The sequence below is a fragment of the Streptomyces sp. NPDC048171 genome, from assembly GCF_043202655.1.
Lineage (GTDB): Bacteria > Actinomycetota > Actinomycetes > Streptomycetales > Streptomycetaceae > Streptomyces.
Genome location: NZ_JBIDAU010000010.1, coordinates 327228 through 351845, shown reverse-complemented (window position 1 = coordinate 351845; position 24618 = coordinate 327228). Strand labels below are relative to the sequence as shown.

The window sequence follows — 24618 nt, the reverse complement described above, 5'->3', positions numbered from 1 at the left end:
GACGACCACCAGTGACCAGTACCCCGTTCCCGTTCACGGCCGTCGTCGGCCAGGACGACCTGCGCCTCGCGCTGCTGCTGAACGCCGTCTCCCCGGCGGTCGGCGGTGTGCTGGTGCGCGGAGAGAAGGGCACCGCCAAGTCGACGGCGGTCCGCGCGCTGTCGGCGCTGCTGCCGGCCGTGGCGGTGGTCCCGGGCTGCCGCTTCTCCTGCTCCCCGGAGTCGCCCGACCCCGGCTGCCCCGACGGTCCGCACGAGCCCGGGACGGCCACCGAGCGTCCCTCGCGGATGGTCGAACTCCCCGTCGGCGCCTCCGAGGACCGGCTCGTCGGGGCCCTCGACATCGAGCGGGCGCTCGCGGAGGGCGTGAAGGCCTTCGAGCCCGGCCTGCTGGCCGACGCGCACCGCGGGATCCTGTACGTGGACGAGGTCAACCTCCTCCACGACCACCTGGTGGACCTGCTCCTCGACGCCGCCGCGATGGGCGCCTCGTACGTCGAGCGCGAGGGCGTGTCGGTGCGGCACGCCTCGAAGTTCCTGCTGGTCGGCACCATGAACCCCGAAGAGGGCGAGCTGCGCCCGCAGTTGCTGGACCGGTTCGGGCTGACGGTGGAGGTCTCCGCCTCGCGCGAACCCGACCAGCGGGTGGAGGTCGTACGGCGCCGGCTCGCGCACGACGACGACCCGGCCGGTTTCGTGGCCCGCTGGGCGGACGAGGAGGCCGCCGTACGGGCGCGGATCGTGGCGGCCCGGGAGCTTTTGCAGTCGGTGACGCTCGGCGACGCGGCGCTGCGGCAGATCGCGGCGACCTGCGCCGCCTTCGAGGTGGACGGCATGCGGGCCGACATCGTGATGGCCCGGACCGCGACCGCGCTGGCGGCCTGGGCCGGGCGGACCGACGTCCTGGCGGAGGACGTCCGTCAGGCGGCGCTCCTTGCGCTGCCGCACCGGCGGCGGCGCAACCCCTTCGACGCGCCCGGCCTCGACGAGGACAAACTCGACGAGACGCTGGAGGAGTTCGGCGACCAGGGAGACGACGACCCCGATCCTGACCCGGACCCCGACCCCGGGCCCGAGGGTCCCGGTGGCGGCGGTGGACGACCGCCCGAGGAGGGGCCGCAGCCCGGTGCGGACGACGCGGGCGTCCCGCCCGAGGCCGGTACCGGTGACGAACCGGCGCCGGCACCCGCCGGGGGCGGCGCCGGCGAGCGGTCCGCCGTACGGGCCGCCGAGCCGTTCCGGACGAAGGTGCTGAGTGTGCCCGGACTCGGCGAGGGGGCCGCCGGGCGGCGCTCCCGGGCCCGGACCGAGCACGGGCGGACCACCGGCGCCCGAAGGCCGCGGGGCGCGCTGACCAAGCTGCACCTGGCGGCGACCGTTCAGGCGGCGGCTCCGCACCAGCGGGAGCGCGGCCGGGCGGGGCGCGGTCTGGTGGTACGCCGGGACGATCTGCGGCAGGCCACCCGCGAGGGGCGTGAGGGCAACCTCGTGCTGTTCGTCGTGGACGCCTCCGGGTCGATGGCGGCGCGGCAGCGGATGAGCGCCGTGAAGGGCGCCGTGCTGTCGCTGCTGCTGGACGCCTATCAGCGGCGGGACAAGGTGGGTCTGGTGACCTTCCGGGGTTCGGCCGCCGACGTGGCGCTGCCGCCGACGTCGTCGGTGGACGCGGCGGCGGCCCGGCTGGAGTCGCTGCCGACCGGCGGGCGCACGCCGCTCGCGGCCGGGCTGCTCAAGGCGCACGAGGTGCTGCGGGTGGAGCGGCTGCGGGACCCGGCACGCCGGGCGCTGGTCGTGGTGGTGACGGACGGGCGGGCCACCGGGGGTGTGGAGCCGGTGGCGCTGGCGGGACGCGCGGCGCGGCTGTTCGCGGCCGAGGGCACCGCCTCGGTGGTCGTGGACTGCGAGTCGGGGCCGATCCGGCTGGGGCTCGCCGGGCAGCTCGCGGGTGAGCTGGGCGGTACGGCGGTGACCCTCGACGAGTTGCGGGCGGACTCGATCGCGGGGCTGGTCAAGGATGTGCGGGATACCGGAACAAGGAGGGCCGCGTAGTGCCCAAGGGACAGCCGAGTGTCGTACCGGACGACGGACTGACGACCCGACAGCGGCGCAACCGGCCGCTGGTCTTCGTGCACACGGGGATCGGGAAGGGCAAGTCCACCGCCGCCTTCGGGCTGGCGCTGCGCGCCTGGAACCAGGGATGGCCCGTCGGGGTGTTCCAGTTCGTCAAGTCGGCCAAGTGGAAGGTCGGCGAGGAGAACGCCCTGCGGGTGCTCGGCGCATCCGGTGAGGGCGGCACCGTCGACTGGCACAAGATGGGCGAGGGGTGGTCCTGGGTCCAGCGCGACCAGCAGCAGGACAACGAGGAGAAGGCCCGGGAGGGCTGGGAGCAGGTCAAGCGCGACCTCGCCGCCGAGACGTACAAGCTGTACGTGCTGGACGAGTTCGCCTACCCGCTGCACTGGGGGTGGATCGACACCGACGAGGTCGTGTCCGTGCTGCGCGACCGGCCGGGCACCCAGCACGTCGTCATCACCGGGCGGAACGCGCCGCAGCAGCTGGTGGACTTCGCGGACCTGGTCACCGACATGTCCAAGGTGAAGCACCCGATGGACACCGGTCAGAAGGGGCAGAGGGGCATCGAGTGGTGACTGCCGCCGCCCCGGCCTCCGTCCCCAGGCTGGTCGTGGCCGCGCCCTCCTCGGGCAGCGGCAAGACCACCGTGGCCACCGGGCTGATGGCCGCGCTCGCCGCGCGGGGGCTCGCCGTGTCCCCGCACAAGGTCGGGCCCGACTACATCGACCCGGGGTACCACGCGCTGGCCACCGGGCGGACGGGACGCAACCTCGACGCCTACCTGTGCGGGCCCGAGCTGGTGGAGCCGCTGTTCCTGCACGGGGCGCACGGCTGCGACATCGCCGTGATCGAGGGCGTGATGGGGCTGTACGACGGGGCGGCGGGGGAAGGCGAACTCGCCTCCACCGCACACGTGGCCAAGCTGCTGCGGGCGCCCGTGGTCCTGGTCGTGGACGCGTCGGCGCAGTCGCGGTCGGTGGCGGCGCTGGTGCACGGGTTCGTGTCCTTCGATCCGGACGTACGGGTCGGGGGCGTGATCCTGAACAAGGTCGGGTCGGACCGGCACGAGGTGATGCTGCGGGAGGCGTTGGACTCCGTCGGGGTACCGGTGCTGGGTGCGTTGCGGCGGGCCGCGCCGGTGGAGACGCCGTCGCGGCATCTGGGGCTGGTTCCGGTCGCCGAGCGGGGCGCGGCGGCGGTCGACGCCGTCGGGGCGATGGCGGCGCTGGTCTCCGACGGGTGTGATCTGGAGGGGCTGGTGGCGTTGGCCCGGCAGGCCGGGGAGTTGTCCGGTGCGGCCTGGGACGCGGGTGAGGTGGTTCGTTCTTCGCCCTCGCCGCGGCTGGAGAAGCCCCGGGTCGCCGTCGCGGGTGGGGCCGCGTTCACCTTTTCCTATGCCGAGCATGCCGAACTGCTCGCGGCGGCGGGGGCCGAAGTCGTCGTCTTCGACCCGTTGCGGGACGAGGAGTTGCCGGAGGGGACACGGGGGCTGGTGATCGGGGGCGGGTTCCCCGAGGTGTACGTCTCCGAGTTGTCGGCCAACGAGGGGCTGCGGAAGTCCGTCGCCGAGCTGGCGCGCGGGGGTGCGCCCGTCGCGGCGGAGTGTGCGGGGCTGCTGTACCTGGGCCGGGAGCTGGACGGGCTGCCCATGTGCGGGGTGCTGGACGCCTCGGCGCGGATGTCGGGGCGGCTCACCCTCGGGTACCGGGACTGCGTGGCGCTGACCGACAGTCCGCTGGCCGTGGCGGGGACGCGGATGCGGGGGCACGAGTTCCACCGGACCGTCGTGGAGCCGGGGGCCGGGGCGACGCCGGCGTGGGGGATGCGGACGCCGCAGCGGCGCGTCGAGGGGTTCGTCGAGGGTGGCGTGCACGCGAGTTACCTGCACACGCACTGGGCTGCGGAGCCGTCGGTCGCCCGTCGGTTCGTGGAGAGGTGCCGGGCGTCGTGAACGGCGGCCGCTCACTCCGCGATGCCCACCACCAGCCAGATGAAGGCCGCGCCCGCAACGGTGCACAGCAGGGTCGAGCGGGCCGGGTGCTCGTGGTGGGCCTCGGGCAGGATCTCGGCGGCGGCGAGGTAGAGCAGGACGCCGCCGAACAGGCCGAGGTACGCGCCGAGCGCGCCCTCCGGGATCGTGAAGAGCAGGGTGGAGGCCGCGCCGGCCACGGGTGCCAGGGCGTCGGCGACCAGCATGGCGATCGCGCGGCGGCGGGCGTTCCCGTACAGGCTGGTCAGCGTGTAGGTGTTGAAGCCGTCCGCGAAGTCGTGGGCGATCACCGCCATCGCCACTGCCGCGCCCATGCCGCCGCCCACCTGGAAGGCGGCCCCGATCGCCACGCCGTCCATCGCGCTGTGGCCGACCATCGCGGCGGCCGCCGTGAGGCCCACCTGGGGCGAGCGCCGGCCGTGCTCGTCGGCGCCGTGCGCGGCGCGGCGGGCGGCCAGCAGGCGTTCCACCAGGTGCGCGAGGAGGAAGCCGGCGACGAAGAGCAGCAGTGCCTCGGGGACGCCGAACACCTCGTCTCCGGCCGCCTCCAGTGCCTCGGGCAGCAGGTCGAGGCCGACGACGCCCAGCATCAGGCCGCCGGCCAGCCCCAGGACCAGGTGGCGCCGGTCGGTCACGCGCTGTGCCGTCCAGCCGCCGGCCAGCGTCATCAGGAACGCGCCGAGCGCGACGAAGACCGCCATGGGCCCTTGCTATCCGATCAGGGCGCGTTCGCGCGCGCACGACAGCGGCAACGGCGGTAAATATGCGCGGGACGAGCGGGACGGGAGCGGATTCCGCGGGCGGACGTGCGGTGCGGCCCGCGGCGCCGGTCGTCGTCGGTGTCGGCGCGTCCCGGGGCGTGCCGGTCGAGGAGGTGCTCGCGCTGGTGGCGCTGGCGCTGGGTGAGGCGGGGCTGACGGCGGCGTCGGTCACGGAGCTGGCCACCCTGGACGCGAAGGCTACGGAGCCCGGGATCGCTGGGGCCGCCGAGCGGCTGGCCGTGCCGCTGGTGACCTACAGCGCCGCGGAACTGGCGGCGGTCGGGGTGCCCCATCCCTCCGGTGCGGCGTTCGCCGCCGTGGGCACCGCGTCGGTCGCCGAGGCGGCGGCACTGGCGGGTGGCGGTGAGCTCCTCGTGCCCAAGCGCAGATCGGCGGCGCGTCCGGCGCGGGCGACCTGCGCGGTGGTACGCCGGTCCGGGGGCGGGACGGCGGACCCGGGCGCCGGGGCGGAGGACGGGGTGCGGCACCATCACGCGTATGGACACGCACACTCCCATGCGCGCTGAGCCGGAAACCCTGGGCCACGACCTGCGGCACCACGGGGACGCCGAGGTGCGCGACGACGGCTCTGCGCTGGTGGACCTCGCGGTGAACGTCCGCGCGGACACGCCCCCGGTGTGGCTGCGCGAGCATGTGGCCGCCTCGCTGGGCTCCCTGGCCGCCTACCCCGACGGGCGGGCGGCGCGGGCCGCGGTGGCGGAGCGGCACGGGCTGCCGGTGGAACGGGTGCTGCTGACGGCGGGGGCGGCGGAGGCGTTCGTGCTGCTGGCGCGGGCACTGAAGGTGCGGCGGCCGGTCGTGGTGCATCCCCAGTTCACCGAGCCCGAGGCGGCACTGCGGGACGCCGGGCACACGGTCGACCGGGTGCTGCTGCGGGCCGCGGACGGCTTCCGCCTCGATCCGGCGGCCGTCCCGGAGGAGGCCGACCTGGTGGTGGTCGGCAACCCGACCAACCCGACGTCGGTCCTGCATCCGGCGGGCGTGCTCGCGGGGCTGGCCCGTCCCGGGCGGACCCTGGTCGTGGACGAGGCGTTCATGGACGCGGTGCCGGGTGAGCGGGAGGCGCTGGCGGCGCGCGTCGACGTACCCGGGCTGGTGGTACTGCGCAGCCTGACCAAGACGTGGGGGCTGGCGGGGCTGCGCATCGGATACGTGCTGGCGGCCCCGGAGACGGTGGCCGAGCTGGAGCGGGCGCAGCCCCTGTGGCCGGTGTCCACTCCGGCGCTGGCAGCGGCCGAGGCGTGTGTGGCGCCGCGGGCGCTGGCGGAGGCGGCCCACGCCGCCCACCGCGTCGCCGCGGACCGGGCCCATCTGGTCGCCGGGCTCGCGGAGTTCGCCGGGGCCGGCCTGCGGGTCGTCGGGCCCGCCGACGGGCCCTTCGTCCTCGTCCGCCTCCCCCGCGCCGCCGAGGTACGCCACCGGCTGCGCGGCCTCGGGTTCGCGGTACGGCGCGGGGACACGTTCCCCGGCCTGGGCGAGGAGTGGCTGCGCCTCGCCGTCCGGGACCGCGCCACGTCGGACAGGTTCCTGCGGGCGCTGGAGCGGGCGATACCGGCCCCGGCCTGACGCCGCCGCCTGCCACCCGCCCGGCCCGAGGCGACGGCCCCAGCCGCGGGACGGCGGAGGGGACCCGCCCTCGCGGGGTGGGACCCGGACGGGACGCGGGAAGGCGATACCGGCCCCGGCCTGACGCCGCCGCCTGCCACCCGCCCGCCCGGCCCGAGGTGACGGCCCCGGCCACGGGGCGGCGGAGGGGATCCGCCCTCCCGGGGTGGAACCCGGACCGGCGGCGCGAGGGCGATACCGGCCCCGGCCTGACGCCGCCGCCTGCCACCCGCCCGCCCGGCCCGAGGCGACGGCCCCAGCCGCGGGACGGCGGAGGGCACCCGCCCTCGCGGGGTGGAACCCGGACCGGCGGCGCGAGGGCGATACCGGCCCCGGCCTGACGCCCCCGGCCCGAGGTGACGGCCTCCGACCGCGGGGCGCGGGAGCGGACTCGCCCTCGCGGGGGCTCGATCCGGGCGGGACGCGCGCCGACGAACCCCCTCCCCCGCGATCACGCCCCCCGGGCCCGCCCCGGCGGCACACGCGGCGGCCGGGCACCCCGGTCGCCGCGTGTGCCGCCGTCCCCCGCGTCCCCCGACGCGTCAGCCGCGCCCGCGCCGGGCCAGGACCAGCGCTCCGCCGCCCGCCAGGACCAGGGCCGCGGCGCCGGCCGCGACGTACGGGGTCGCGGAGCTGCCGCCCGTCTCGGCGAGGTCGGCCTCGGCGCGGGCGCCCTGGGGCCTGGCGTCGGCCGCCGGCTCGGCGGCGGGCTCGGCCTCCTGGCCGGCCGGGGGCTCCTCGGCCTTCGCCGGAGGCTGCTCGGCCTCGTCCGCGGGCGCCGCCGGTGCCTCGCAGGTCGCCTTCGCCAGGGTGACCGTGCCGTGCACCTCGGCGACGTTCAGGTCGAGCGGGTTGACGGACACCTTCAGTTCGAGCGCGGTGGCGGCGGCCGTACGGGAGGTGGTCTCGGTCTTCGACAGGTCGAGCCGCACCTCGCCGACGCCGGGCACCTTCACGTCCGTCGTCCCGGCCGTGGTCAGCGTGACCTTCTTGCCGAGGACCGTCACGGCGCCCAGCAGGTTGGCCTCGGCGGCCGGCTTCTTCCCGGCCTCGCAGGTCGCCCTGGAGGTGACCTGCTCGACCTCGATCACCGACAGCAGCGGCAGCCCGGGGACGTGGAGCCGCGCCTTGGCGAGCTTGGTACGGCCCTCGCTCTTCCCGGCGTCCGCGGTCGCCCCGGCCTCGGCCACGTCGGCGCGCAGGACGCTGAAGGGCCTGCCGCCGTCGACGCCGTCCAGCCGGGCGGTCAGCGCGGTCTTCTCGGCGCTCTCGGGGGCCTGCACCTCGTTGAGGGTGACCGCGAGCGGGACGTTCACGGTCTTGTTGAGCAGGGAGACGTCGAGCCCGGTGCGGAGCACGGTGGCGCTCGCGCGGCCGTGGTCACCGGTCGCGTGGGCGGCGCCCGCGCCGGCCAGGGTCGCGGGACCGGCGGCCAGGGCCGTGGCCGCCGCGACGGTGGCGAGGCGGCGTGCGGGCATGCGGAAGGTGTTGCCGTTCAAGGTGGTGGGACCCCCAGTGAGACATGCGTGCGGGACACGCATGAGCGACATGCTTGGGACCCGGAAAGAATGTCCCCGCGCACGCCGAACCGTCAGCGATCCGGGGTCACTTCACCCCTTCGTGGAGTTTTGGCGAGCCCTTTCGAATCTTCCGGCACGGGTGTTCGCCGCCGTCACTCCCGTCGGCTAACCGACGACCCGCCCGTTCAGCACCACCCGGCGCGGAGCGGCGAGCACGCGCACGTCGGCGCGCGGATCCTCGTCGTACACCACCAGGTCCGCCGGCGCCCCCTCGTCCAGGCCGGGGCGCCCGAGCCAGCTGCGCGCGGCCCAGGTGGTCGCGGCGAGGGCCTCCAGGGGCGGGATGCCGGCGGTGACCAGCTCGCCGACCTCCGCCGCGGCCAGGCCGTGGGCCAGGGCGCCGCCCGCGTCGGTGCCGACGAAGACGGGGACACCGGCGTCGTAGGCGCTGCGCACGGTGTCGTAGCGGCGTTCGTGCAGTCGCCGCATGTGGGCCGACCAGCGCGGGAAGCGGGACTCGCCGCCGTCGGCGAGGGCGGGGAAGGTGGCGATGTTGACGAGGGTCGGCACGATGGCGACGCCCCGTTCGGCGAAGAGCGGGATGGTGTCGTCCGTGAGGCCGGTGGCGTGCTCGACGCAGTCGATGCCGGCCTCGACCAGGTCGCGCAGGGAGTCCTCGGCGAAGCAGTGCGCGGTGACGCGGGCGCCGAGGCGGTGGGCCTCCGCGATCGCCGCCTCCACGGCGCCGCGCGGCCAGCAGGCCGACAGGTCGCCGAGGTCGCGGTCGATCCAGTCGCCGACCAGTTTCACCCAGCCGTCGCCGCGGCGGGCCTCTTGCGCGACGTAGGCGACGAGGTCGTCCGGCTCGACCTCCCAGGCGTAGTTGCGGATGTAGCGGCGGGTGCGGGCGATGTGCCGGCCGGCCCGGATGATCTTCGGGAGGTCCTCGCGGTCGTCGATCCAGCGGGTGTCGGACGGTGAACCCGCGTCGCGGATGAGCAGGGTGCCCGCGTCCCGGTCGGTCAGCGCCTGCTTCTCGGCCACGTCCTCGGGGACGGCGCCGTGCTGGTCGAGGCCGACGTGGCAGTGCGCGTCGACCAGGCCGGGCAGCGCCCAGCCCTCGACGGTGCGGACGTCGGTGGCGCCGGCGGGCCGGTCGTAGGAGACCCGGCCGTCGATCACCCACACCTCGTCGCGGACCTCGTCCGGTCCGACGAGCACCCGACCCTTGACGTGCAGCACCGCGCGATCGCTCATGCCCGCACCCTAAACCGGTCCCCCGGGGTGTTCGGAAGGCCGGTCGTCGCCGCCGTTCCGCGCTGCGGCGCGGGCCCGCAGTTCGGTCGCGTACCCGGCCGCGACGGCGCTCCCCGCGGCGGTCAGGGCGAGGACGGCGGTGGCGGGGTTGACGTAGCCGGGGACGCCGTCGGAGGCGTAGCCGTCGCCGTCCGAGGTCTCGCAGCGGAAGCCGAGGGGCAGCCAGGAGACCGAGTAGCCGACGACGCGCGCCGACAGCTCCGGGTGTTCGCCCGTGCGGCACGGCCGCAGTGGTGCGGAGCCGGTGCCGCCGTCCTCCGCCTCCAGGACCGCGAAGGCCACGCACAGCGCGCCCCAGGCATACAGCAGGACCGCTCCGGCGGCGGCGCACCCGGCGAGCACCCGGAACGGCGCACCGGCGGCCGGGGAGGCGGCGGTCGGCGCCGCGACGGGCGCCCGGCCCTCACGACGCGCCCCGCCGCGGGCGGCCCGGCCGAGAACGACGGCCGTGGCCACCGCGACGAGGAGGAGTGACAACACAGCGAGCACAGGGGCGAGTTCATCACCCCGGAGGCGCCCACCGCTGTAGCGGAAGCCACAATTCCGGGCGTGGGGGTGTCGCAACGGATGGACTCGGTGGCGAGTGGCGGGAGAGGTCATGGTTACTCTCGACCCGTACGCTCCGTACACCTGCCCGCACTGAAGAGAGCCCGACGTGACCCACCCGCTCCTCGACCTCCCCCCGCTGACCGCCGGCCGCTTCGCCGCGATCGAGGACCGGGTCGCGCGTCTGCTCGGGACCGCGCAGGACGTCGTGGTCATGCAGGGTGAGGCGCTGCTGCCGCTGGAGGGCGCGATCCGCGCCGCCGCGGGACCGGGCACCGTCGCGCTCAACATCGTCACCGGGCCGTACGGGCAGACCTTCGGGAACTGGCTGCGGGACTGCGGCGCGACCGTGCACGACCTCGCCGTGCCGTTCCACACGGCCGTCTCCGCCGAGCAGGTCCGCGGGGCCTTCGCGGAGCACCCCGAGATCGACTTCGTGTCCCTGGTGCACGCCGAGGCGGCGACCGGCAACACCAACCCCGTCGCGGAGATCGGCGAGGCCGTCCGGGCGCAGGGCGCGCTGTTCTACCTGGACGCCGTGGCCTCCGTGGGCGCCGAGCCGGTGCTGCCGGACGCGTGGGGCGTGGACCTGTGCGTGATCGGCGCGCAGAAGGCGATGGGCGGTCCGGCCGGGGTCTCCGCGGTGTCGGTCAGCGAGCGGGCGTGGGCGCGGATGGCGGCGAACCCGGCGGCACCGCGCCGGTCGTACCTCTCGCTGCTGGACTGGAAGGAGCGCTGGCTCGGCGGCGGCCGCAAGGCGCTGCTGCACGCGCCGGCCCAGCTGGAGATGCTCGCGCTGGACGCCTGCGTGGAGCGCATCGAGGCGGAGGGCCCCGAGGCGGTGATGGCACGGCACGCGGCGGCCGCGGCGGCCACCCGGGCCGGCGCCCTCGCGCTGGGCGGCCTGGAGCCGTACGTGTACGAGGCGAAGGAGGCGGCGCCGGTCGCCACGACCCTGCGGACGCCGTCGGACGTCGACGCGTCCGCGCTGGTGGCCCGGGCCCTGGCGGCCGACCCCGCGCTGCCGCTGGCCGCGGGCGGGGGCGCGCTGGCCGGCGAGATGGTCCGGGTCAACCACTACGGTCCGGACGCGACGCTCATGGCCGTACAGGGCTGCCTGACGGCACTGGGTGCCGCGCTGACGGAGACGGGGCGGAAGGCGGACCCGGAGGGCGCCCGGCGGGCCGCCGGGGACGCCTGGGAGCGGCCGGCCGGGGCCGGCCTTTCCGGAGCATGAATTCAAGGGAATTCCCTTATCCCGCACCTACACAATAGAAGAATTCCCGTCCAGCACAGGATCCCATATTCTTCTGCCCGCTTTCTCCGGACCTAAACACAAAGATTTCGCGAACGCCGAGCCGCTCATTTCGGACACGTCGCGCATGGGTTACGAGATTGTGACCCGATACACATGCTGTCCGCTTCGCGGCGTTCGTCCGGGTCAAATCACCACAAGTTGCCGTCGGCTCGCGCGGAGGTACGCGCCCGCGTGATAACACACGAGGCAGCGATCCGTAACCCCTTCCGGCGATGCAATTTTGAAATTCCCTCGGTAAATTCAATTTGCATGACTGCCGCGCAAGCAGACCTGCAAATCGATCGTCCGAGAGTGGCCGACGGCGCCGCCCTGTGGCGGATAGCCAAGGATTCCAAGGTCCTCGACCTGAACTCGTCCTACAGCTACCTGCTCTGGTGCCGGGACTTCGCCGCCACCTCGGCCGTCGCCCGCGACGGGCACGGGGTGCCGGTCGGCTTCATCACCGGCTACATCCGGCCCGACCGGCCGGACACGCTGCTGGTGTGGCAGGTCGCCGTGGACGAGGCGTACCGTGGACGAAGGCTCGCGGCTTCACTGCTCGACGGGCTGGTCGCCCGCACTGTCGCGGAGTGCGCGACGACGACCTTGGAGACCACCATCTCCCCCGACAACACCGCGTCCCAGCGGTTGTTCACCTCGTTCGCCGAGCGGCACGGTGCCCGGCTCGATCGCGAGGTGCTGTTCGACACGGACCTCTTCCCGGACGGGCCGCACGAGCCCGAGGTCCTGTACCGCATCGGTCCCCTGACCGCAGCCGGCTGACCCGCCGGACGCCCGGACGGCCGGGCACCCCCGGCCCGCCGGTCCCCCCAAGCTTCCCGCCGGGACCACACCGGTTCCCGCCGGATTCGTACGACCTTCCTCTCCCACCCTCACCCAACGAGGAGCGATCCGTCGTGACCATCACCCAGCCCGACCTCAGCGTCTTCGAGACCGTCGAGTCCGAGGTGCGCAGCTACTGCCGCGGCTGGCCCACCGTGTTCGACCGTGCTGTGGGCAGCCGCATGTACGACGAGGACGGCCACGAGTACCTCGACTTCTTCGCCGGAGCAGGCTCTCTCAACTACGGGCACAACAACGCGGTCCTGAAACGCGCGCTGATCGACTACCTGGAGCGGGACGGCGTCACGCACGGTCTCGACATGTCGACCACCGCGAAGCGCCGCTTCCTGGAGACGTTCCAGGACATCGTCCTGCGCAAGCGTGACCTGCCGTACAAGGTCATGTTCCCGGGCCCGACGGGCACCAACGCCGTGGAGGCCGCGCTCAAGCTGGCGCGCAAGGTGAAGGGGCGCGAGTCGATCGTGTCGTTCACCAACGCGTTCCACGGCATGTCGCTGGGCTCGCTGGCCGTGACCGGCAACGCCTTCAAGCGGGCCGGTGCCGGCATCCCGCTGGTGCACGGCACGCCGATGCCGTTCGACAACTACTTCGACGGCACCGTCGAGGACTTCCTGTGGTTCGAGCGGCTGCTCGAGGACCAGGGCTCCGGCCTGAACAAGCCGGCCGCCGTGATCGTCGAGACGGTCCAGGGCGAGGGCGGCATCAACGTCGCCCGGCCCGAGTGGCTGCGCGCCTTGTCGGAATTGTGCGCACGCCAGGACATGCTTCTCATCGTGGACGACATCCAGATGGGCTGCGGCCGGACCGGCGCCTTCTTCTCCTTCGAGGAGGCGGGCATCACGCCGGACATCGTGACCGTGTCCAAGTCGATCAGCGGCTACGGCCTGCCGATGTCGCTGTGCCTGTTCAAGCCGGAGCTGGACGTCTGGGAGCCGGGCGAGCACAACGGCACCTTCCGCGGCAACAACCCGGCCTTCGTCACCGCGACCGCCACGCTCGAGGCGTACTGGGCCGACGGGTCGGCGATGGAGAAGCAGACCCGCACCCGCGGTGAGCAGGTCGAGCAGCACATGATCGCCATCACCGAGGAGAACCTCGCGGACGTCAAGGAGTACCGGGGCCGCGGCCTGGTCTGGGGCCTGGAGTTCCACGACAAGGACCGCGCGGGGAAGGTCGCCAAGCGCGCCTTCGAGCTCGGGCTGCTCATCGAGACGTCCGGCCCCGAGAGCGAGGTCGTCAAGCTGCTCCCGGCGCTCACCATCACGCCCGAAGAGCTGGACGAGGGCATGAAGACCCTCGCCCGGGCCGTGCGTGAGACGGCCTGACACCACCACTGCTTCCGGCGCCTTCGGCCCGCGTGACCGAGGGCGCCGGGGACCCTGCACACCCTTCACCTAGGAGGCATCGCAACACCGTGATCGTCCGTTCGTTCAAGGAGATCGAAGGCACCGACCGGCACGTGAAGTCGGCGTCCGGCACCTGGGAGAGCAAGCGCATCGTCCTCGCGAAGGAGAAGGTCGGCTTCTCCCTCCACGAGACGATTCTGTACGCGGGTACGGAGACGTCGATGTGGTACGCGAACCACATCGAGGCCGTCGTCTGTACCAAGGGCGAAGCCGAGTTGACCGACCGCGAGACGGGGAAGACGTACACCATCACGCCGGGCACGATGTACCTCCTCAACGGCCATGAGCGGCACACGCTCAAGGTCAAGGAGGACTTCCACTGCCTGTGCGTCTTCAACCCGCCCGTGACCGGACGGGAGGACCACGACGAGAACGGCGTCTACCCGCTGCTCACCGAGGAGGTGTGAGTCATCGTGACCATGACCACGAACGTCACCGATCTCTATCCCACCCGCGGCGCCACCGAGGTGGCAACCCCCCGGCAGGACCCGGTGGTCTGGGGCTCCCCCGACACGCCCGGTCCGGTCTCGCAGGGTGACCTCCAGTCCCTGGACCGCGACGGCTTCCTCGCCATCGACCAGCTCATCGGGCCGGACGAGGTCGCGGTCTACCAGCGGGAGCTGGAGCGCCTCACCTCCGACCCGGTCATCCGCGCGGACGAGCGCTCGATCGTCGAGCCGCAGTCCAAGGAGATCCGGTCGGTCTTCGAGGTGCACAAGATCAGCGAGGTCTTCGCCAATCTCGTGCGGGACGAACGAGTGGTCGGACGGGCCCGGCAGATCCTCGGCTCGGACGTCTACGTCCACCAGTCGCGGATCAACGTGAAGCCCGGCTTCGGGGCCAGCGGTTTCTACTGGCACTCGGACTTCGAGACCTGGCACGCCGAGGACGGTCTGCCGAACATGCGGACGATCTCGGTCTCGATCGCGCTCACCGAGAACTACGACACCAACGGCGGTCTCATGATCATGCCGGGGTCGCACAAGACGTTCCTCGGGTGCGCGGGGGCCACGCCGAAGGACAACTACAAGAAGTCCCTGATGATGCAGGACGCGGGGACACCGTCCGACGAGGGCCTGACGAAGATGGCCTCGGAGTACGGCATCAAGCTGTTCACCGGCAAGGCCGGTTCGGCGACCTGGTTCGACTGCAACTGCATGCACGGGTCGGGCGACAACATCACGCCGTTCCCGCGCAGCAACGTGTTCATCGTCTTCAACAGCGTCGAGAACACCGCGGTCGAGCCGTTCGCGGCACCGATCCGGCGGCCGGAGTTCATCGGCGCGCGGGACTTCACCCCGGTGAGGTGACCCGCGTCTGAACTCGGGCAGGGGCCTTTTGTGTGGGACGGGAGGCTCCTGCCCGATGCACGTCCTCAGCCGGCCAGCACGTCCAGCAGCCGGTCGACGTCCGCCCCCGTGTTGTACAGGTGGAAGGCGGCCCGCAGGTTGCCCGCCCGGTCGGAGACCTCGACGCCCGCCCGGCTCACCTCGTCCCTGCGCCGGCCGAGGCCGGGCACGGACACGATCGCGGAGCCCGGCGCGGCCACCGGCTCGTGGCCCAGCGACAGCACCCCCGCGCGGAACCGGTCGGCGAGAGCGGTGTCGTGGGCGTGCACCGCGTCCACCCCCAGCTCTTCGATCAGCGCCAGCGAGTGCCTGGCGCCCGTGTAGGAGAACAGCGCGGGGCTCTCGTCGTAGCGCCGGGCCGAGTGCGCCAGTTCCTGGACGGGGCCGTAGCAGCTGTCCCAGGGGTGCTCCCCCGACGCCCAGCCGGCGAACAGCGGCGTCAGCCCGGCCGACACCCCCAGGTCCTCCGGTACGACGAGGAAGGCGACGCCGCGCGGGCAGAGCACCCACTTGTAGGCGACGGCGACCACGAAGTCGAAGTCGTCCGCGGCCGTCGGCAGCCAGCCGTTCGCCTGGGAGACGTCGATCAGCGTCCGCGCCCCGTGCGCCCGGGCCGCGTCCCGCACCGCCGCCAGGTCGGCGATCCGCCCGTCGGCCGACTGGACCGAACTGACCGCGACGAGCGCGGTGTCCGGGCCCACCGATTCGGCGAGGCGCTCCAGGGGCACGGCGCGCACCTTGAGGTCGCCCCGCATGTGCAAGGGGTTCACCAGCGAGGCGAAGTCGGCCTCGGCGGTGAGGACTTCGGCGCCCGGGGGCAGTGCGGCGGCGACCAGGCCGCTGTAGGTGGCCACCGAGGCTCCGGCCGCGACCCGGGTGGCGGGCACGCCCACGAGCCGGGCGTAGGCGGACCGGCACGCCTCCACGTCGGCGAACATGTCGAGCGGCTGCCCGGCGGCCGCCGACGCCGCCGCGTCCCGCATCGCGACGAGGGCCCTGGCGGGCAGCAGGCCGGTGCTGGCGGTGTTGAGGTACGTGGTCTTCGGGGCGAACTCGGCACGGACGAGATTCTCGAAGCTCTCCATGGCACCACTGTGCGGCCCCGTGACCTCCCCGTCCATTGCGTATGTCTACGCGGTTTCTCCAAGCAACGCTTATGTACGGGCTCTCACCTGGGGTTCTCGGACCCCGGCACCGCACAGCCGTCGGGACCGCACGCCTCCGCGCCGCCGTCGTCGATCAGCTTCAGCGGGGTGCGCTCGCCCCACGCCTGCGTCAGCGCCCGGGCGAAGACCTCGGCGGGCTGAGCGCCGGAGACGCCGTAGGCCCGGTCGAGCACGAAGAACGGCACTCCGGTGGCCCCGAGCTGCGCGGCCTCGCGCTCGTCGGCGCGGACCTCGTCGGCGTAGGCGGCGGGGTCGGCGAGCACCGCACGGGCCTCGTCGGCGTCCAGACCCGCGGTGACGGCCAGTTCCACGAGCCGCTCGTCGTCGTTGAAGACGGAGCGCTCCTCGGCGAAGTTGGCCCGGTAGAAGGCGTCCAGCAGGGCGTCGTGGCGGCCCCGTTCCCTGGCGAGGTGCAGCAGCCGGTGCATGTCGAAGGTGCTGCCGTGGTCGCGGTCGCGGGTGCGGTAGTCCAGGCCCTCGGCGGCGGCCTGCGCGCCGAGGTTGTCCTCACCGGCCCGCGCCTGCGCCTCGCTCATGCCGTACTTGGCGGTGAGCATCGTCAGCACCGGCTGCACGTCGTCCTTGGCCCGCCCGGGGTCCAGCTCGAACGACCGGTGGACCACCTCGACGCCGTCCCGGTGCGGGAAGGCCGCCAGCGCCTTCTCGAAGCGGGCCTTGCCCACGTAGCACCACGGGCAGGCGATGTCGCTCCAGATCTCGACGCGCATGTCTCGGCTCTTCTCCAGGTCGTACGGGTGCGGAGGCCCTCTCCGCGCCCATACGTGAACGTTCAAGCAGCGGGCCTCATTCCCCGGGCACCCGAAAGCGCAGGAACAGGTGGTGGTCGCCCTCGGCGGGCGGGTTCTCCGGGTCCGGGACCCAGCCCAGCCGGGCATAGAAGGCCTGGGCCCGCCGGTTGTCGACGTGCACGTCCAGCACCGCCGCCCGCCGGCCGTCGGCCTGCCACTGCTCGACGCAGGCGGCGTGCAGCGCGGTGCCGAGGCCGGCGCGCCAGTGGTCGGGGTCGACGTGGAACTGGAAGAGCTTGACCGTGTCCGCCGGTCCGTTCTCCGGGACCCGGAACGAGGCGATGGCGGCGATGCGCCCCTGTTCCACCGCGCACAGCACGTGCCCGTCGGTGCGCTCGACGGCGGTGCGCCAGTTGGCCGCCCAGTCGATGCCGTCGTCCGGGAGTCCGTCGGGGTAGTACGTCGCCCGGGCCCGGGCGTGCAGGGCGGCGACGGTCTCGGCCTCGACGGGCAGGACGGTGCGGATCACCCGGTCTCCGGTCACACGTTCGCTGATCATGCACCGCAGGACGCGCGCGACCACCCCTCCGGTTGCGTCAGCTGCCGTCGCGCAGGTCCGCCGGCCAGCCCGGCCGGAACTCCAGGCGGTCGTACGTCACCACGCAGCCCTCCCCCGTCGGCGCCTGGGCCAGGAAGCCCACCAGGGCCGCACCGGTCTCCTCCGCGTCGCCGAGCGTGAAGAGCCGGACGAAGGTCCAGCGCTCGCCGTCGAGCGAGGCGTGGAAGGCGAAGGCGCGCCCGCTGCGGCTGACCCGGAACCAGACGGAACTCCCGTCCACGGTGAAGGAGTTGCAGTCGTCGGAGTGTCCCCGGGTGACCACCGTGCAGACGGTGGGCACGTCCGGCGAGTACTCCAGACACAGCTTGGCCCAGGCCCGCTCGCCGACGTGCACGTAGAGCACCCCGGCGTCGAAGGCCCCCTTGAACCCGACGGTGACCCGGGCGACGAGCTGGAAGTCCCCGTCGGGGGCGCCGAGCAGCCGGGGCGCGTCGGAGGGGGTGTCCAGCGCCTCCCCGGTGGGCGTCACGAACCGGTCCTGCCGGGCCCCCGCCACCCCGGTGAGCACACCGCCTTCGTAGGCCCAGGCACCGTCGGGTCCGTAGGGGCGGAGGGGGAAGGGCAGTTCGGGAAGTGCGATGTCCATGTACTGATTCTCTCCGATCGGGTGGAGACACTCAGGGGCGCGGGGAACTGCGCGACCAGCCACGACGTCGCAGCACCCGCGACGAAACCCGCACCCCCACGGCGCTACCGCTCAAGCACCCCGTTGAACCGCCGAGGCAGCCCCAGAGGATTTGCGTCCCGCAACTCGGCCGGCAGCAAAGCCTCCGGCACCCCCTGATACGCGACCGGCCGCAGCCACCGCTCCACAGCAGTCCCACCCACCGACGTGGACGTCGACGTCGTAGCGGGATACGGCCCCCCGTGATGCTGGGCCGCCGCCACGGCGACCCCCGTCGGCCACCCGTTCACCAGCACCCGCCCCGCCAGCGGCGTCACCGCACCGAGGAGTTCGGCACCGCTTCCCTCGCCCGCGACCTCTCCGGAGGAGAGCTGCACGGTCGCCGTGAGGTTCCCCGGCAGCCGCGACAGCACACCCCGCACCTCGTCCTCGTCCTGATAGCGGGCCACCACGGTGACCGGCCCGAAGCACTCCTCCAGGAGCAGATCGTGCTCCCCCTCCGCCGCGAGCCGCGCGGCCGGCACGGTGAGGAACCCGGCGGCGACGGTGTGCTCGCCGCCCGCGCCCGGCGTCACCGGCGAGTCCACGTCGGGCAGCGCCGCGCGCTCGGCGACGCCGGCGACGAAGTTGTCCCGCATGCGGTGGTCGAGCAGGACCCCGGCGTCGGTGTCGCTGACCGCGTCCGTGAGCGTCTTGACCAGGCCGTCACCGGCGGCACCCGCCGGCACCAGGACCAGGCCCGGCTTCACACAGAACTGGCCGACGCCCAGGGTCATCGAGCCGGCCAGCCCCGCGCCGATCGCGTCAGCCCGCTCGGCGGCCGCCGCCTCCGTGACGACGACCGGGTTCAGCGAGCCGAGCTCGCCGTGGAAGGGGATCGGCGCAGGCCGCGCCGCCGCGGCGTCGAAGAGCGCGCGGCCGCCCCGTACGGATCCGGTGAAACCGGCCGCGGCGACCAGCGGATGCCCGATCAGCTCGATGCCCGCCTCGAAGCCGTGCACCAGACCGAGGACACCGTCCGGGATGCCGTGCCGGGCCGCGGCGCGGCGCAGCACCTTGGCGACCAGTTCGGACAGGGCGGGGTGGTCGGGGTGGGCCTTGACGACGACCGGGCAGCCGGCCGCGAGGGCGCTGGCGGTGTCGCCGCCGGGGACGGAGAAGGCGAACGGGAAGTTGGAGGCGGAGTAGACCGCGACGACGCCGAGGGGCACCTTGTAGCGGCGCAGGTCCGGGATGGGCGGGGTGGCGGTGTCGTCGGGGTGGTTGACCACGACCCCGAGGAACTCGCCCTCGTCGACGATGTCCGCGAAGGCGCGCAGCTGGTAGCAGGTGCGGGCCAGTTCGCCGGTGAGCCGGACCGGGCCCAGCGCGGTCTCCGCGTCGGCGACCTCGACCAGCGTGTCCTCGGCGGCCTTCAGTTCGTCGGCGGCACCGCGCAGGAAGGCCGCGCGGACGGTACGGTCCGCGAGGGCGCTCCGGGCGGCGTGCGCGGCGCGGACGGCGTCGTCCACCTCCTGGGCGGTGGCTTCCACCGCGACCTGTTCACGCTGCTTCCCGGTACGGGGGTCGACACTCCAGACTGGTGCTGCTGCCACCGCGGGTCCCTCCACGTGCTCTGCGTCCGACCGTTCGATATACTGAACGCTGTCTCTGATGATGAATATGCTGTTCGAGACTATTTCCCGGCGAACGAAGGGGTCAAGGGCGATGTCGGCTGGCGAGACGGGGGGCGGAGCGCAGGTCAAGTCCGCGGTGCGGACGGTTGAACTGCTCGAGTACTTCGCCGGACGCCCCGGTATGCACTCCCTCGCGTCGGTCCAGGAGGCCGTCGGCTATCCCAAGTCCAGTCTCTACATGCTGCTGCGCACGCTGGTGGAGCTGGGCTGGGTGGAGACGGACGCCACGGGCACCCGGTACGGCATCGGCGTACGGGCGCTGCTGGTCGGCACCTCGTACATCGACGGCGACGAGGTGGTCGCGGCGGCCCGGCCGACGCTGGACCGGCTCTCCGACGACACGACGGAGACCATCCACCTGGCGCGCCTGGACGGCACGAACGTCGTCTATCTGGCCACCCGGCAGTCGCAGCACTACCTGCGGCCGTTCACCCGGGTCGGCCGGCGGCTGCCCGCGCACTCGACCTCGCTGGGCAAGGCGCTGCTGAGCACGTACACCGACGAGCAGGTCCGCAAGATGCTGCCGGAGACGCTGCCCGCGCTCACCGAGCACACCATCACCGACCGGGAGAAGCTCATCGAGGAGCTGCGCCTGGTGCGGGAGCAGGGCTTCGCCGTGGACCGCGAGGAGAACACGCTGGGGCTGCGCTGCTTCGGCGTGGCGGTGCCCTACCGCACCCCGGCGCGGGACGCGATCAGCTGCTCGGTGCCGGTGGCGCGGCTGACGCCCGCGCACGAACAGATGGTGAAGGACGCGCTGTTCGACGCACGGGACCGGCTGACACTGGCCACGCGTAGGCTCTGAGCCATGCTCATCGCACTGCGCGACGTCCACGACAGCGATCTGCCCGTGTTCTTCCGGCAGATGAACGATCCCGAGGCCCTGCGCATGGCGGCGTTCACGCCGAAGGACCCGGCCGACTGGGACGCGTTCGCGGCCCACTGGAGCAGGATCCGGGCCTCCGCCGACATCGTGCGGACCATCCTCGGCGACGGTGACGTCGTGGGCAGCGCGGCGGTGTACGGGGAGCCGGGCGAGCGCGAGGTCACCTACTGGGTGGACCGGGCGTACTGGGGCCGCGGGGTGGCGACGGCCGCGCTGAAGGCCCTGCTCGCCGAGGTGCCGGACCGCCCGCTGTACGCCCGTGCGGCGGCCGACAACGCCGGGTCGCGGCGGGTGCTGGAGAAGTGCGGCTTCGAGACGACCGCCCGGGCCAGGGGCTTCGCGGCGGCGCGGGGCGAGGAGATCGACGAGGTCGTCCTCCACCTCGCGCGCTGACCCCCTCCGCCGCGCGGCGGAGGCGGATCGTCGTCGCGCGTGACGTGCCCGGGGGCGTCCGCACGGGAGCGTGCACGCATGACCACGCGCCCCGGCGGCGGCCACGGCCTGCGCGGCATCACCGGCCGCGCCCGCCTCCTGGGCGGGGCGGCCGAGGCCGGCGCCGAGGGAGAGACGTGGCGCCTCCATGTACGCCTGCCCCTGAAGGCACCCACGTGACCCGCCCGCCGATCCGGATCGTGCTCGCCGACGACGAGCGGATGGTGCGCACCGCGCTGCGTGCCATCCTCTCCGCCGAGGCGGACCTGGAGGTCGTCGGGGAGGCGGCCACCGGTGCCGAGGCGGTGTCTGTGGTGCGGGAGACCGTGCCGGACGTGGTCCTGATGGACGTCCGCAGGCCTGGCGTGGACGGCATCCGTGCCACCGAGCGGATCCTCGCCACCGTCACCGAGCCGCCCCGCGTCGTGGTGGTGACCACCTTCGAGAACGACTCCTACGTGTACGACGCCCTGGGCGCCGGGGCCGCCGGGTTCCTGCTCAAGCGGGCCGACGCCGACACCCTCGTCCGCGCGGTGCGGCTGGTGGCGCACAGCGACACGCTGCTGTTCCCTTCGGCGGTGCGGACGCCGGCCGCCGAGCACGCCCGCGCGCACCCCGCGCCGCAGCCCTGGGTGGCACGGCTCACCGAACGCGAGGGCGCGGTGCTGCGCCTGATGGCGACCGGCCTGACCAACGCGGAGATCGCGGCGCGGATGGCGGTCGGCCCGGCCACCGTGAAGACACCCGTGGCGTCGGTGCCGGCGAAGACCGGCAGCCGGGACCGCACCCAGGCGGTGATCCGGGCCTACGAGGCCGGCTTCACCAGACCGGCCACATGAACGGACGATGAGAAAACGGGGCACATGGAACGATCGGCCCCGGCCCGTTCGTCCTGTCAGCGGGATGAACAAGACGATCAGGCGCGCATCGGTCCTCACGCTGCTCCTGGTGTTCGCTCTGCTGATCAGGGCGACCTGGGTGCAGTTCTACGAGGGCCGGGCGCTCGCGGACAGCAAGGACAACCGGCGCAACGCGATCGAGACGTACGCGGAGCCGCTCGGGAACATCATCGTGGGCGGCCGGTCGGTCACCGGCTCGGCGCCCACGGAGGGGAGCGACCTCGCTCACAAACGCACGTACGAGAACGGCAAGCTGTACGCGGCCGTGACGGGCTACGCCTCGCAGGCGTACGCGCCGACCCAGCTGGAGGGCGTCTACCAGGACGTGCTCAACGGCACGGACCCGCGGCTCAGGACCGTGATGGACACGATCACCAACAAGCGCGCCGAGCCGGGCAACGTGGTCACGACCATCGACCCGGCCGTGCAGAAGGCCGGGTTCGACGCCCTGGGCGAGACGAAGGGTGCCGCCGTCGCGATCGACCCGAAGACGGGCAGGATCCTGTCGGTCGTGTCGACCCCCTCGTACGACCCGACGTCGCTCACCGACGCCAACACCGCGGGCGAGGCCTGGGAGAAGCTCACCGAGGACCCGGACAAGCCGCTGACCAACCGCGCGCTGCGCCAGCCGCTGCCGCCGGGCTCCACCTTCAAGCTGGTCGTCGCGGCCGCCGCGCTGGAGAACGGGCTGTACGGGTCGGTGGACGAGAAGACCGACAGCCCGGACCCGTACCGGCTGCCGGGCACCACGACGGACCTGTCCAACGAGAACCCGAACGCGCCCTGCGAGGACGCCACGATCCGCACCGCGCTCCAGTACTCGTGCAACAACGTGTTCGCGAAGATGGCGGTCGACCTCGGCCAGGACGAGGTGCGCGCCATGGCGGAGAAGTTCGGCTTCAACGACGACTCGCAGGACGTGCCGGTCCGGGCGTACACCAGCGTGTACCCGAAGGACATGAACAGCTCCTCGACCGCCCTCACGGGTATCGGCCAGTTCGACGTGACGGCGACCCCGCTGCAGATGGCGATGGTCTCGTCGGCCCTCGCCAACGGCGGCGAGCTGGTCTCCCCGCACATGGTGTCGCAGGTCACCGACAGCGGCGGCGACGCCCTGGAGGACCACACCGACGCGGACTCGAAGCGGATCGTCGGCTCCGACACCGCCGAGCAGCTCCAGTCGGCGATGCAGACCGTGGTCGACAAGGGCACCGGGTCGAACGCGCAGATCGCCGGCGCCACCGTGGGCGGCAAGACGGGTACGGCCCAGCACGGTGAGAACAACAGCAAGACGCCGTACGCCTGGTTCACCTCGTACGCCAAGTCCGACTCCTCGGACAAGGAGGTCGCCGTGGCGGTCATCGTCGAGCAGTCCGACGCGGCCCGCTCCGAGGTCAGCGGCAACGGCCTGGCGGCCCCGGTGGCCAAGGCGATGATGGAGGCGGCGCTCAAGAGCTGACCCTCCCCCGCGGGTTCGGTCTGCCGTACGGTGTTCGACGCCGGGGAGGCCGGGAAGCCGCTGCGAGGAGGGTCCGCCCGTGGGGAGAGCCGTCGACGACGCCGCCTCCGCGGAGTTCCACGCCTTCTTCGAACGCCACTACGCCGAACTGGCCCGGCTCGCCCAGCTGCTGACGGGCGAGCCGGACGCCGCCGACGACCTCGCGGCGGACGCCCTGCTGGCCCTGTGGCACCGCTGGGACCGGGTGCGCGCGGCCGACCACCCGGTGGCGTACGCGCGCGGTGTCGTCGCCAACCTGGCCCGCTCCCGTATCCGCGCCGCCGTGCGCGAGCGCAGACGGGCCGCCCTGTTCTGGTCGCAGCGCGAGCAGCGGACGGAGAACCCGGACGTCGCCGGGGTGGTCGACGTACGGGAGGCGCTGCGCCGGCTGCCGTTCCGCAAGCGGGCCTGTGTGGTGCTGCGGCACGGGTTCGACCTCTCCGAGCGGGACACGGCGCTCGCCCTGGGCGTCTCCGTGGGCACCGTCAAGAGCCAGACCTCGAAGGGCGTCGCCGAACTGCAGCGGCTGCTCGGCACCCGGGCGGCCGCTCCGCAGGTGCGCGCGGCGCTCGCGCGCGGCGGTGGGGCCGCGGGAGGGGCCGGATGACCGGGCGGCGGGACGCCGACGCGCAGCTGCGCGCCAGGCTGCGCCGGGCGGCCGGGGCGCACGAGCCGGACCGGGCGCGCATCCTGGCCCGGGTCGAGCGCGGCATGGCGGCCGGGGACGACACCACCGGACCCCGTCGGCCGGCCCGTGCGCTGCCGGGCTGGGCACGGGTGGCCGGGGCGACCGTCGCGGTGGCGGGTGTGCTGGTGGCCGGGGGCTCCCTGGCCTCGTCGACGGCGGGCGGGGACGCCCCCGCGCCGCGCTCGGTCACCGCACCGCCCGGTTCGCGGGAGCCCGGGCCGAGGGAGCCGGGCCCGCTGTGGTCGGCCGGTGCGGTGGACCCGCACAGCAACGAGTTCTGGGCGCAGAGCAACATCACCCTGCGAACGAGCGCCCCCCTGACCGCGCTCACCGTCGAGCTGCGGGTGGCGCAGACCGGCTCGGTCGCCTCCACGGGCGCGTGGCGCTCGCTGCCGGAGGCCGACTTCACGTTCACGGCCGGTGAACGGGACGCCTTCCTCGTCTACCGGTGGACGCTCAAGCCGGGCCGCACCGTCCCTGCGGGCGAGTGGATGTTCGCCGGGCAGTACAACCACGAGCGCGGTGGCCGGGACGCGCGCGGCGACCGCTACTCGGCGACGGCCACCGCGGCGTCCGGACTCCATTCGGTGGAGGGCGGATTCGCGCCACGCGAGGGCGGCTGACGCCCTCGC

At 73.5% G+C, this 24618-nt stretch carries 25 protein-coding genes and 1 pseudogene; 17 read left to right on the top strand and 9 right to left on the bottom strand.

The window, feature by feature from the left end; genetic code table 11:
- Positions 1 to 11: 11 nt before the first annotated feature.
- Genes ACGF3J_RS28695 through ACGF3J_RS28685 form a run of 3 tightly spaced genes read left to right on the top strand, consistent with a single transcriptional unit; the run spans position 12 to position 4023 of the window.
- Positions 12 to 2048 carry a putative cobaltochelatase gene (locus ACGF3J_RS28695; RefSeq protein WP_161329708.1) on the top strand — a complete coding sequence of 679 codons (2037 nt, stop codon included), beginning with the start codon at positions 12 to 14 and terminating at the stop codon, positions 2046 to 2048.
- On the top strand, positions 2048 to 2647 hold the full coding sequence (gene cobO / locus ACGF3J_RS28690; protein ID WP_122614793.1) for a cob(I)yrinic acid a,c-diamide adenosyltransferase: 600 nt from the start codon (positions 2048 to 2050) through the stop codon (positions 2645 to 2647). The genes ACGF3J_RS28695 and cobO overlap by 1 nt, the downstream gene beginning before the upstream one ends.
- Positions 2641 to 4023 carry a cobyrinate a,c-diamide synthase gene (locus ACGF3J_RS28685; protein WP_161329707.1) on the top strand — a complete coding sequence of 461 codons (1383 nt, stop codon included), beginning with the start codon at positions 2641 to 2643 and terminating at the stop codon, positions 4021 to 4023. The genes cobO and ACGF3J_RS28685 overlap by 7 nt, the downstream gene beginning before the upstream one ends.
- Before the next feature lie 11 nt (positions 4024 to 4034).
- On the opposite strand, the gene ACGF3J_RS28680 is transcribed toward ACGF3J_RS28685, so the two are convergent.
- Positions 4035 to 4763, bottom strand: coding sequence for a ZIP family metal transporter (locus tag ACGF3J_RS28680; protein ID WP_161329706.1), 729 nt, complete (start codon positions 4761 to 4763; stop codon positions 4035 to 4037).
- A 62-nt stretch (positions 4764 to 4825) separates the two neighbouring features.
- Between ACGF3J_RS28680 and ACGF3J_RS28675 the strand changes: the two are divergent.
- Positions 4826 to 5299: pseudogene (locus ACGF3J_RS28675) on the top strand (cobalamin biosynthesis protein); the annotation flags it as partial.
- A gap of 22 nt (positions 5300 to 5321) precedes the next feature.
- The gene (gene cobC, locus ACGF3J_RS28670) at positions 5322 to 6410 is read left to right on the top strand and encodes an Rv2231c family pyridoxal phosphate-dependent protein CobC (protein WP_161329704.1); all 1089 of its coding nucleotides are present in this window, start codon (positions 5322 to 5324) and stop codon (positions 6408 to 6410) included.
- A gap of 581 nt (positions 6411 to 6991) precedes the next feature.
- Here cobC and ACGF3J_RS28665 read toward each other — a convergent pair.
- The 3 genes from ACGF3J_RS28665 to ACGF3J_RS28655 all read right to left on the bottom strand — a co-directional run bounded on the left by ACGF3J_RS28665 (position 6992) and on the right by ACGF3J_RS28655 (position 9775).
- Positions 6992 to 7948, bottom strand: coding sequence for an SCO1860 family LAETG-anchored protein (locus tag ACGF3J_RS28665; RefSeq protein ID WP_393855050.1), 957 nt, complete (start codon positions 7946 to 7948; stop codon positions 6992 to 6994).
- A 186-nt stretch (positions 7949 to 8134) separates the two neighbouring features.
- A complete protein-coding gene (locus tag ACGF3J_RS28660) occupies positions 8135 to 9226 on the bottom strand; it encodes an amidohydrolase family protein (RefSeq protein ID WP_161327293.1) in 1092 nt (363 codons plus the stop codon).
- A 9-nt stretch (positions 9227 to 9235) separates the two neighbouring features.
- On the bottom strand, positions 9236 to 9775 hold the full coding sequence (locus ACGF3J_RS28655) for a hypothetical protein (RefSeq protein WP_393855049.1): 540 nt from the start codon (positions 9773 to 9775) through the stop codon (positions 9236 to 9238).
- 166 nt (positions 9776 to 9941) lie between these two features.
- Here ACGF3J_RS28655 and ACGF3J_RS28650 point away from each other — a divergent pair, with 166 nt between their 5' ends.
- From ACGF3J_RS28650 to thpD, 5 genes are all read left to right on the top strand, one after another.
- Positions 9942 to 11069, top strand: a complete 1128-nt coding sequence (locus ACGF3J_RS28650; RefSeq protein WP_393855048.1) for a pyridoxal-phosphate-dependent aminotransferase family protein — start codon at positions 9942 to 9944, stop codon at positions 11067 to 11069.
- 330 nt (positions 11070 to 11399) lie between these two features.
- Positions 11400 to 11912: a diaminobutyrate acetyltransferase gene (gene ectA / locus ACGF3J_RS28645; protein ID WP_161326884.1), complete on the top strand. Its 513-nt coding sequence runs from the start codon at positions 11400 to 11402 to the stop codon at positions 11910 to 11912.
- A 134-nt stretch (positions 11913 to 12046) separates the two neighbouring features.
- Positions 12047 to 13318, top strand: coding sequence for a diaminobutyrate--2-oxoglutarate transaminase (gene ectB / locus ACGF3J_RS28640; RefSeq protein ID WP_161326885.1), 1272 nt, complete (start codon positions 12047 to 12049; stop codon positions 13316 to 13318).
- Positions 13319 to 13407: 89 nt separating this feature from the next.
- Positions 13408 to 13806 (top strand): ectoine synthase, encoded by a 399-nt coding sequence (locus ACGF3J_RS28635; RefSeq protein WP_121746346.1) that lies wholly within the window; start codon positions 13408 to 13410, stop codon positions 13804 to 13806.
- 3 nt (positions 13807 to 13809) lie between these two features.
- Positions 13810 to 14709, top strand: a complete 900-nt coding sequence (thpD, locus tag ACGF3J_RS28630; protein WP_346345968.1) for an ectoine hydroxylase — start codon at positions 13810 to 13812, stop codon at positions 14707 to 14709.
- 65 nt (positions 14710 to 14774) lie between these two features.
- On the opposite strand, the gene ACGF3J_RS28625 is transcribed toward thpD, so the two are convergent.
- From ACGF3J_RS28625 to ACGF3J_RS28605, 5 genes are all read right to left on the bottom strand, one after another.
- On the bottom strand, positions 14775 to 15869 hold the full coding sequence (locus ACGF3J_RS28625) for an aminotransferase class V-fold PLP-dependent enzyme (RefSeq protein ID WP_202557616.1): 1095 nt from the start codon (positions 15867 to 15869) through the stop codon (positions 14775 to 14777).
- 47 nt (positions 15870 to 15916) lie between these two features.
- The gene (locus ACGF3J_RS28620) at positions 15917 to 16642 is read right to left on the bottom strand and encodes a DsbA family oxidoreductase (RefSeq protein WP_161326888.1); all 726 of its coding nucleotides are present in this window, start codon (positions 16640 to 16642) and stop codon (positions 15917 to 15919) included.
- A gap of 76 nt (positions 16643 to 16718) precedes the next feature.
- A complete protein-coding gene (locus ACGF3J_RS28615) occupies positions 16719 to 17222 on the bottom strand; it encodes a GNAT family N-acetyltransferase (protein WP_202557617.1) in 504 nt (167 codons plus the stop codon).
- A gap of 37 nt (positions 17223 to 17259) precedes the next feature.
- Entirely contained in the window at positions 17260 to 17868 is a 609-nt protein-coding gene (locus ACGF3J_RS28610) for a DUF1349 domain-containing protein (RefSeq protein ID WP_161326889.1), read from the bottom strand.
- Between the two features lie 104 nt (positions 17869 to 17972).
- The gene (locus ACGF3J_RS28605) at positions 17973 to 19502 is read right to left on the bottom strand and encodes an aldehyde dehydrogenase (NADP(+)) (RefSeq protein WP_393855047.1); all 1530 of its coding nucleotides are present in this window, start codon (positions 19500 to 19502) and stop codon (positions 17973 to 17975) included.
- A gap of 112 nt (positions 19503 to 19614) precedes the next feature.
- On the opposite strand from ACGF3J_RS28605, the gene ACGF3J_RS28600 reads away from it, so the two are divergent.
- From ACGF3J_RS28600 to ACGF3J_RS28570, 7 genes are all read left to right on the top strand, one after another.
- On the top strand, positions 19615 to 20388 hold the full coding sequence (locus tag ACGF3J_RS28600; protein ID WP_125494587.1) for an IclR family transcriptional regulator: 774 nt from the start codon (positions 19615 to 19617) through the stop codon (positions 20386 to 20388).
- A gap of 3 nt (positions 20389 to 20391) precedes the next feature.
- Positions 20392 to 20862, top strand: coding sequence for a GNAT family N-acetyltransferase (locus ACGF3J_RS28595; RefSeq protein ID WP_234953345.1), 471 nt, complete (start codon positions 20392 to 20394; stop codon positions 20860 to 20862).
- A 78-nt stretch (positions 20863 to 20940) separates the two neighbouring features.
- Complete coding sequence (locus ACGF3J_RS28590) at positions 20941 to 21081, top strand: hypothetical protein (RefSeq protein ID WP_393855046.1); 141 nt, start codon at positions 20941 to 20943, stop codon at positions 21079 to 21081.
- The gene (locus ACGF3J_RS28585; protein WP_393855045.1) at positions 21078 to 21740 is read left to right on the top strand and encodes a response regulator; all 663 of its coding nucleotides are present in this window, start codon (positions 21078 to 21080) and stop codon (positions 21738 to 21740) included. The genes ACGF3J_RS28590 and ACGF3J_RS28585 overlap by 4 nt, the downstream gene beginning before the upstream one ends.
- Before the next feature lie 64 nt (positions 21741 to 21804).
- The gene (locus tag ACGF3J_RS28580; RefSeq protein WP_393855044.1) at positions 21805 to 23259 is read left to right on the top strand and encodes a peptidoglycan D,D-transpeptidase FtsI family protein; all 1455 of its coding nucleotides are present in this window, start codon (positions 21805 to 21807) and stop codon (positions 23257 to 23259) included.
- A 79-nt stretch (positions 23260 to 23338) separates the two neighbouring features.
- Positions 23339 to 23905, top strand: a complete 567-nt coding sequence (locus ACGF3J_RS28575; protein ID WP_393855043.1) for a SigE family RNA polymerase sigma factor — start codon at positions 23339 to 23341, stop codon at positions 23903 to 23905.
- Positions 23902 to 24609, top strand: a complete 708-nt coding sequence (locus tag ACGF3J_RS28570) for a hypothetical protein (protein WP_393855042.1) — start codon at positions 23902 to 23904, stop codon at positions 24607 to 24609. The genes ACGF3J_RS28575 and ACGF3J_RS28570 overlap by 4 nt, the downstream gene beginning before the upstream one ends.
- Positions 24610 to 24618: the final 9 nt, after the last annotated feature.

What these genes read in the sequence shown, in the direction of transcription:
- ACGF3J_RS28590 (WP_393855046.1), top strand. Translation starts at nt 20,941, where the DNA reads ATGACCACGCGCCCCGGCGGCGGCCACGGCCTGCGCGGCATCACCGGC.
- ACGF3J_RS28600 (WP_125494587.1), top strand. Translation starts at nt 19,615, where the DNA reads ATGTCGGCTGGCGAGACGGGGGGCGGAGCGCAGGTCAAGTCCGCGGTG.
- ACGF3J_RS28680 (WP_161329706.1), bottom strand. Translation starts at nt 4,763, where the DNA reads ATGGCGGTCTTCGTCGCGCTCGGCGCGTTCCTGATGACGCTGGCCGGC.
- ectA (WP_161326884.1), top strand. Translation starts at nt 11,400, where the DNA reads ATGACTGCCGCGCAAGCAGACCTGCAAATCGATCGTCCGAGAGTGGCC.
- ACGF3J_RS28660 (WP_161327293.1), bottom strand. Translation starts at nt 9,226, where the DNA reads ATGAGCGATCGCGCGGTGCTGCACGTCAAGGGTCGGGTGCTCGTCGGA.
- cobC (WP_161329704.1), top strand. Translation starts at nt 5,322, where the DNA reads ATGGACACGCACACTCCCATGCGCGCTGAGCCGGAAACCCTGGGCCAC.
- ACGF3J_RS28620 (WP_161326888.1), bottom strand. Translation starts at nt 16,642, where the DNA reads ATGCGCGTCGAGATCTGGAGCGACATCGCCTGCCCGTGGTGCTACGTG.
- ACGF3J_RS28580 (WP_393855044.1), top strand. Translation starts at nt 21,805, where the DNA reads ATGAACAAGACGATCAGGCGCGCATCGGTCCTCACGCTGCTCCTGGTG.
- ACGF3J_RS28570 (WP_393855042.1), top strand. Translation starts at nt 23,902, where the DNA reads ATGACCGGGCGGCGGGACGCCGACGCGCAGCTGCGCGCCAGGCTGCGC.
- ACGF3J_RS28610 (WP_161326889.1), bottom strand. Translation starts at nt 17,868, where the DNA reads ATGGACATCGCACTTCCCGAACTGCCCTTCCCCCTCCGCCCCTACGGA.
- ACGF3J_RS28625 (WP_202557616.1), bottom strand. Translation starts at nt 15,869, where the DNA reads ATGGACGGGGAGGTCACGGGGCCGCACAGTGGTGCCATGGAGAGCTTC.
- ACGF3J_RS28615 (WP_202557617.1), bottom strand. Translation starts at nt 17,222, where the DNA reads ATGATCAGCGAACGTGTGACCGGAGACCGGGTGATCCGCACCGTCCTG.
- ACGF3J_RS28595 (WP_234953345.1), top strand. Translation starts at nt 20,392, where the DNA reads ATGCTCATCGCACTGCGCGACGTCCACGACAGCGATCTGCCCGTGTTC.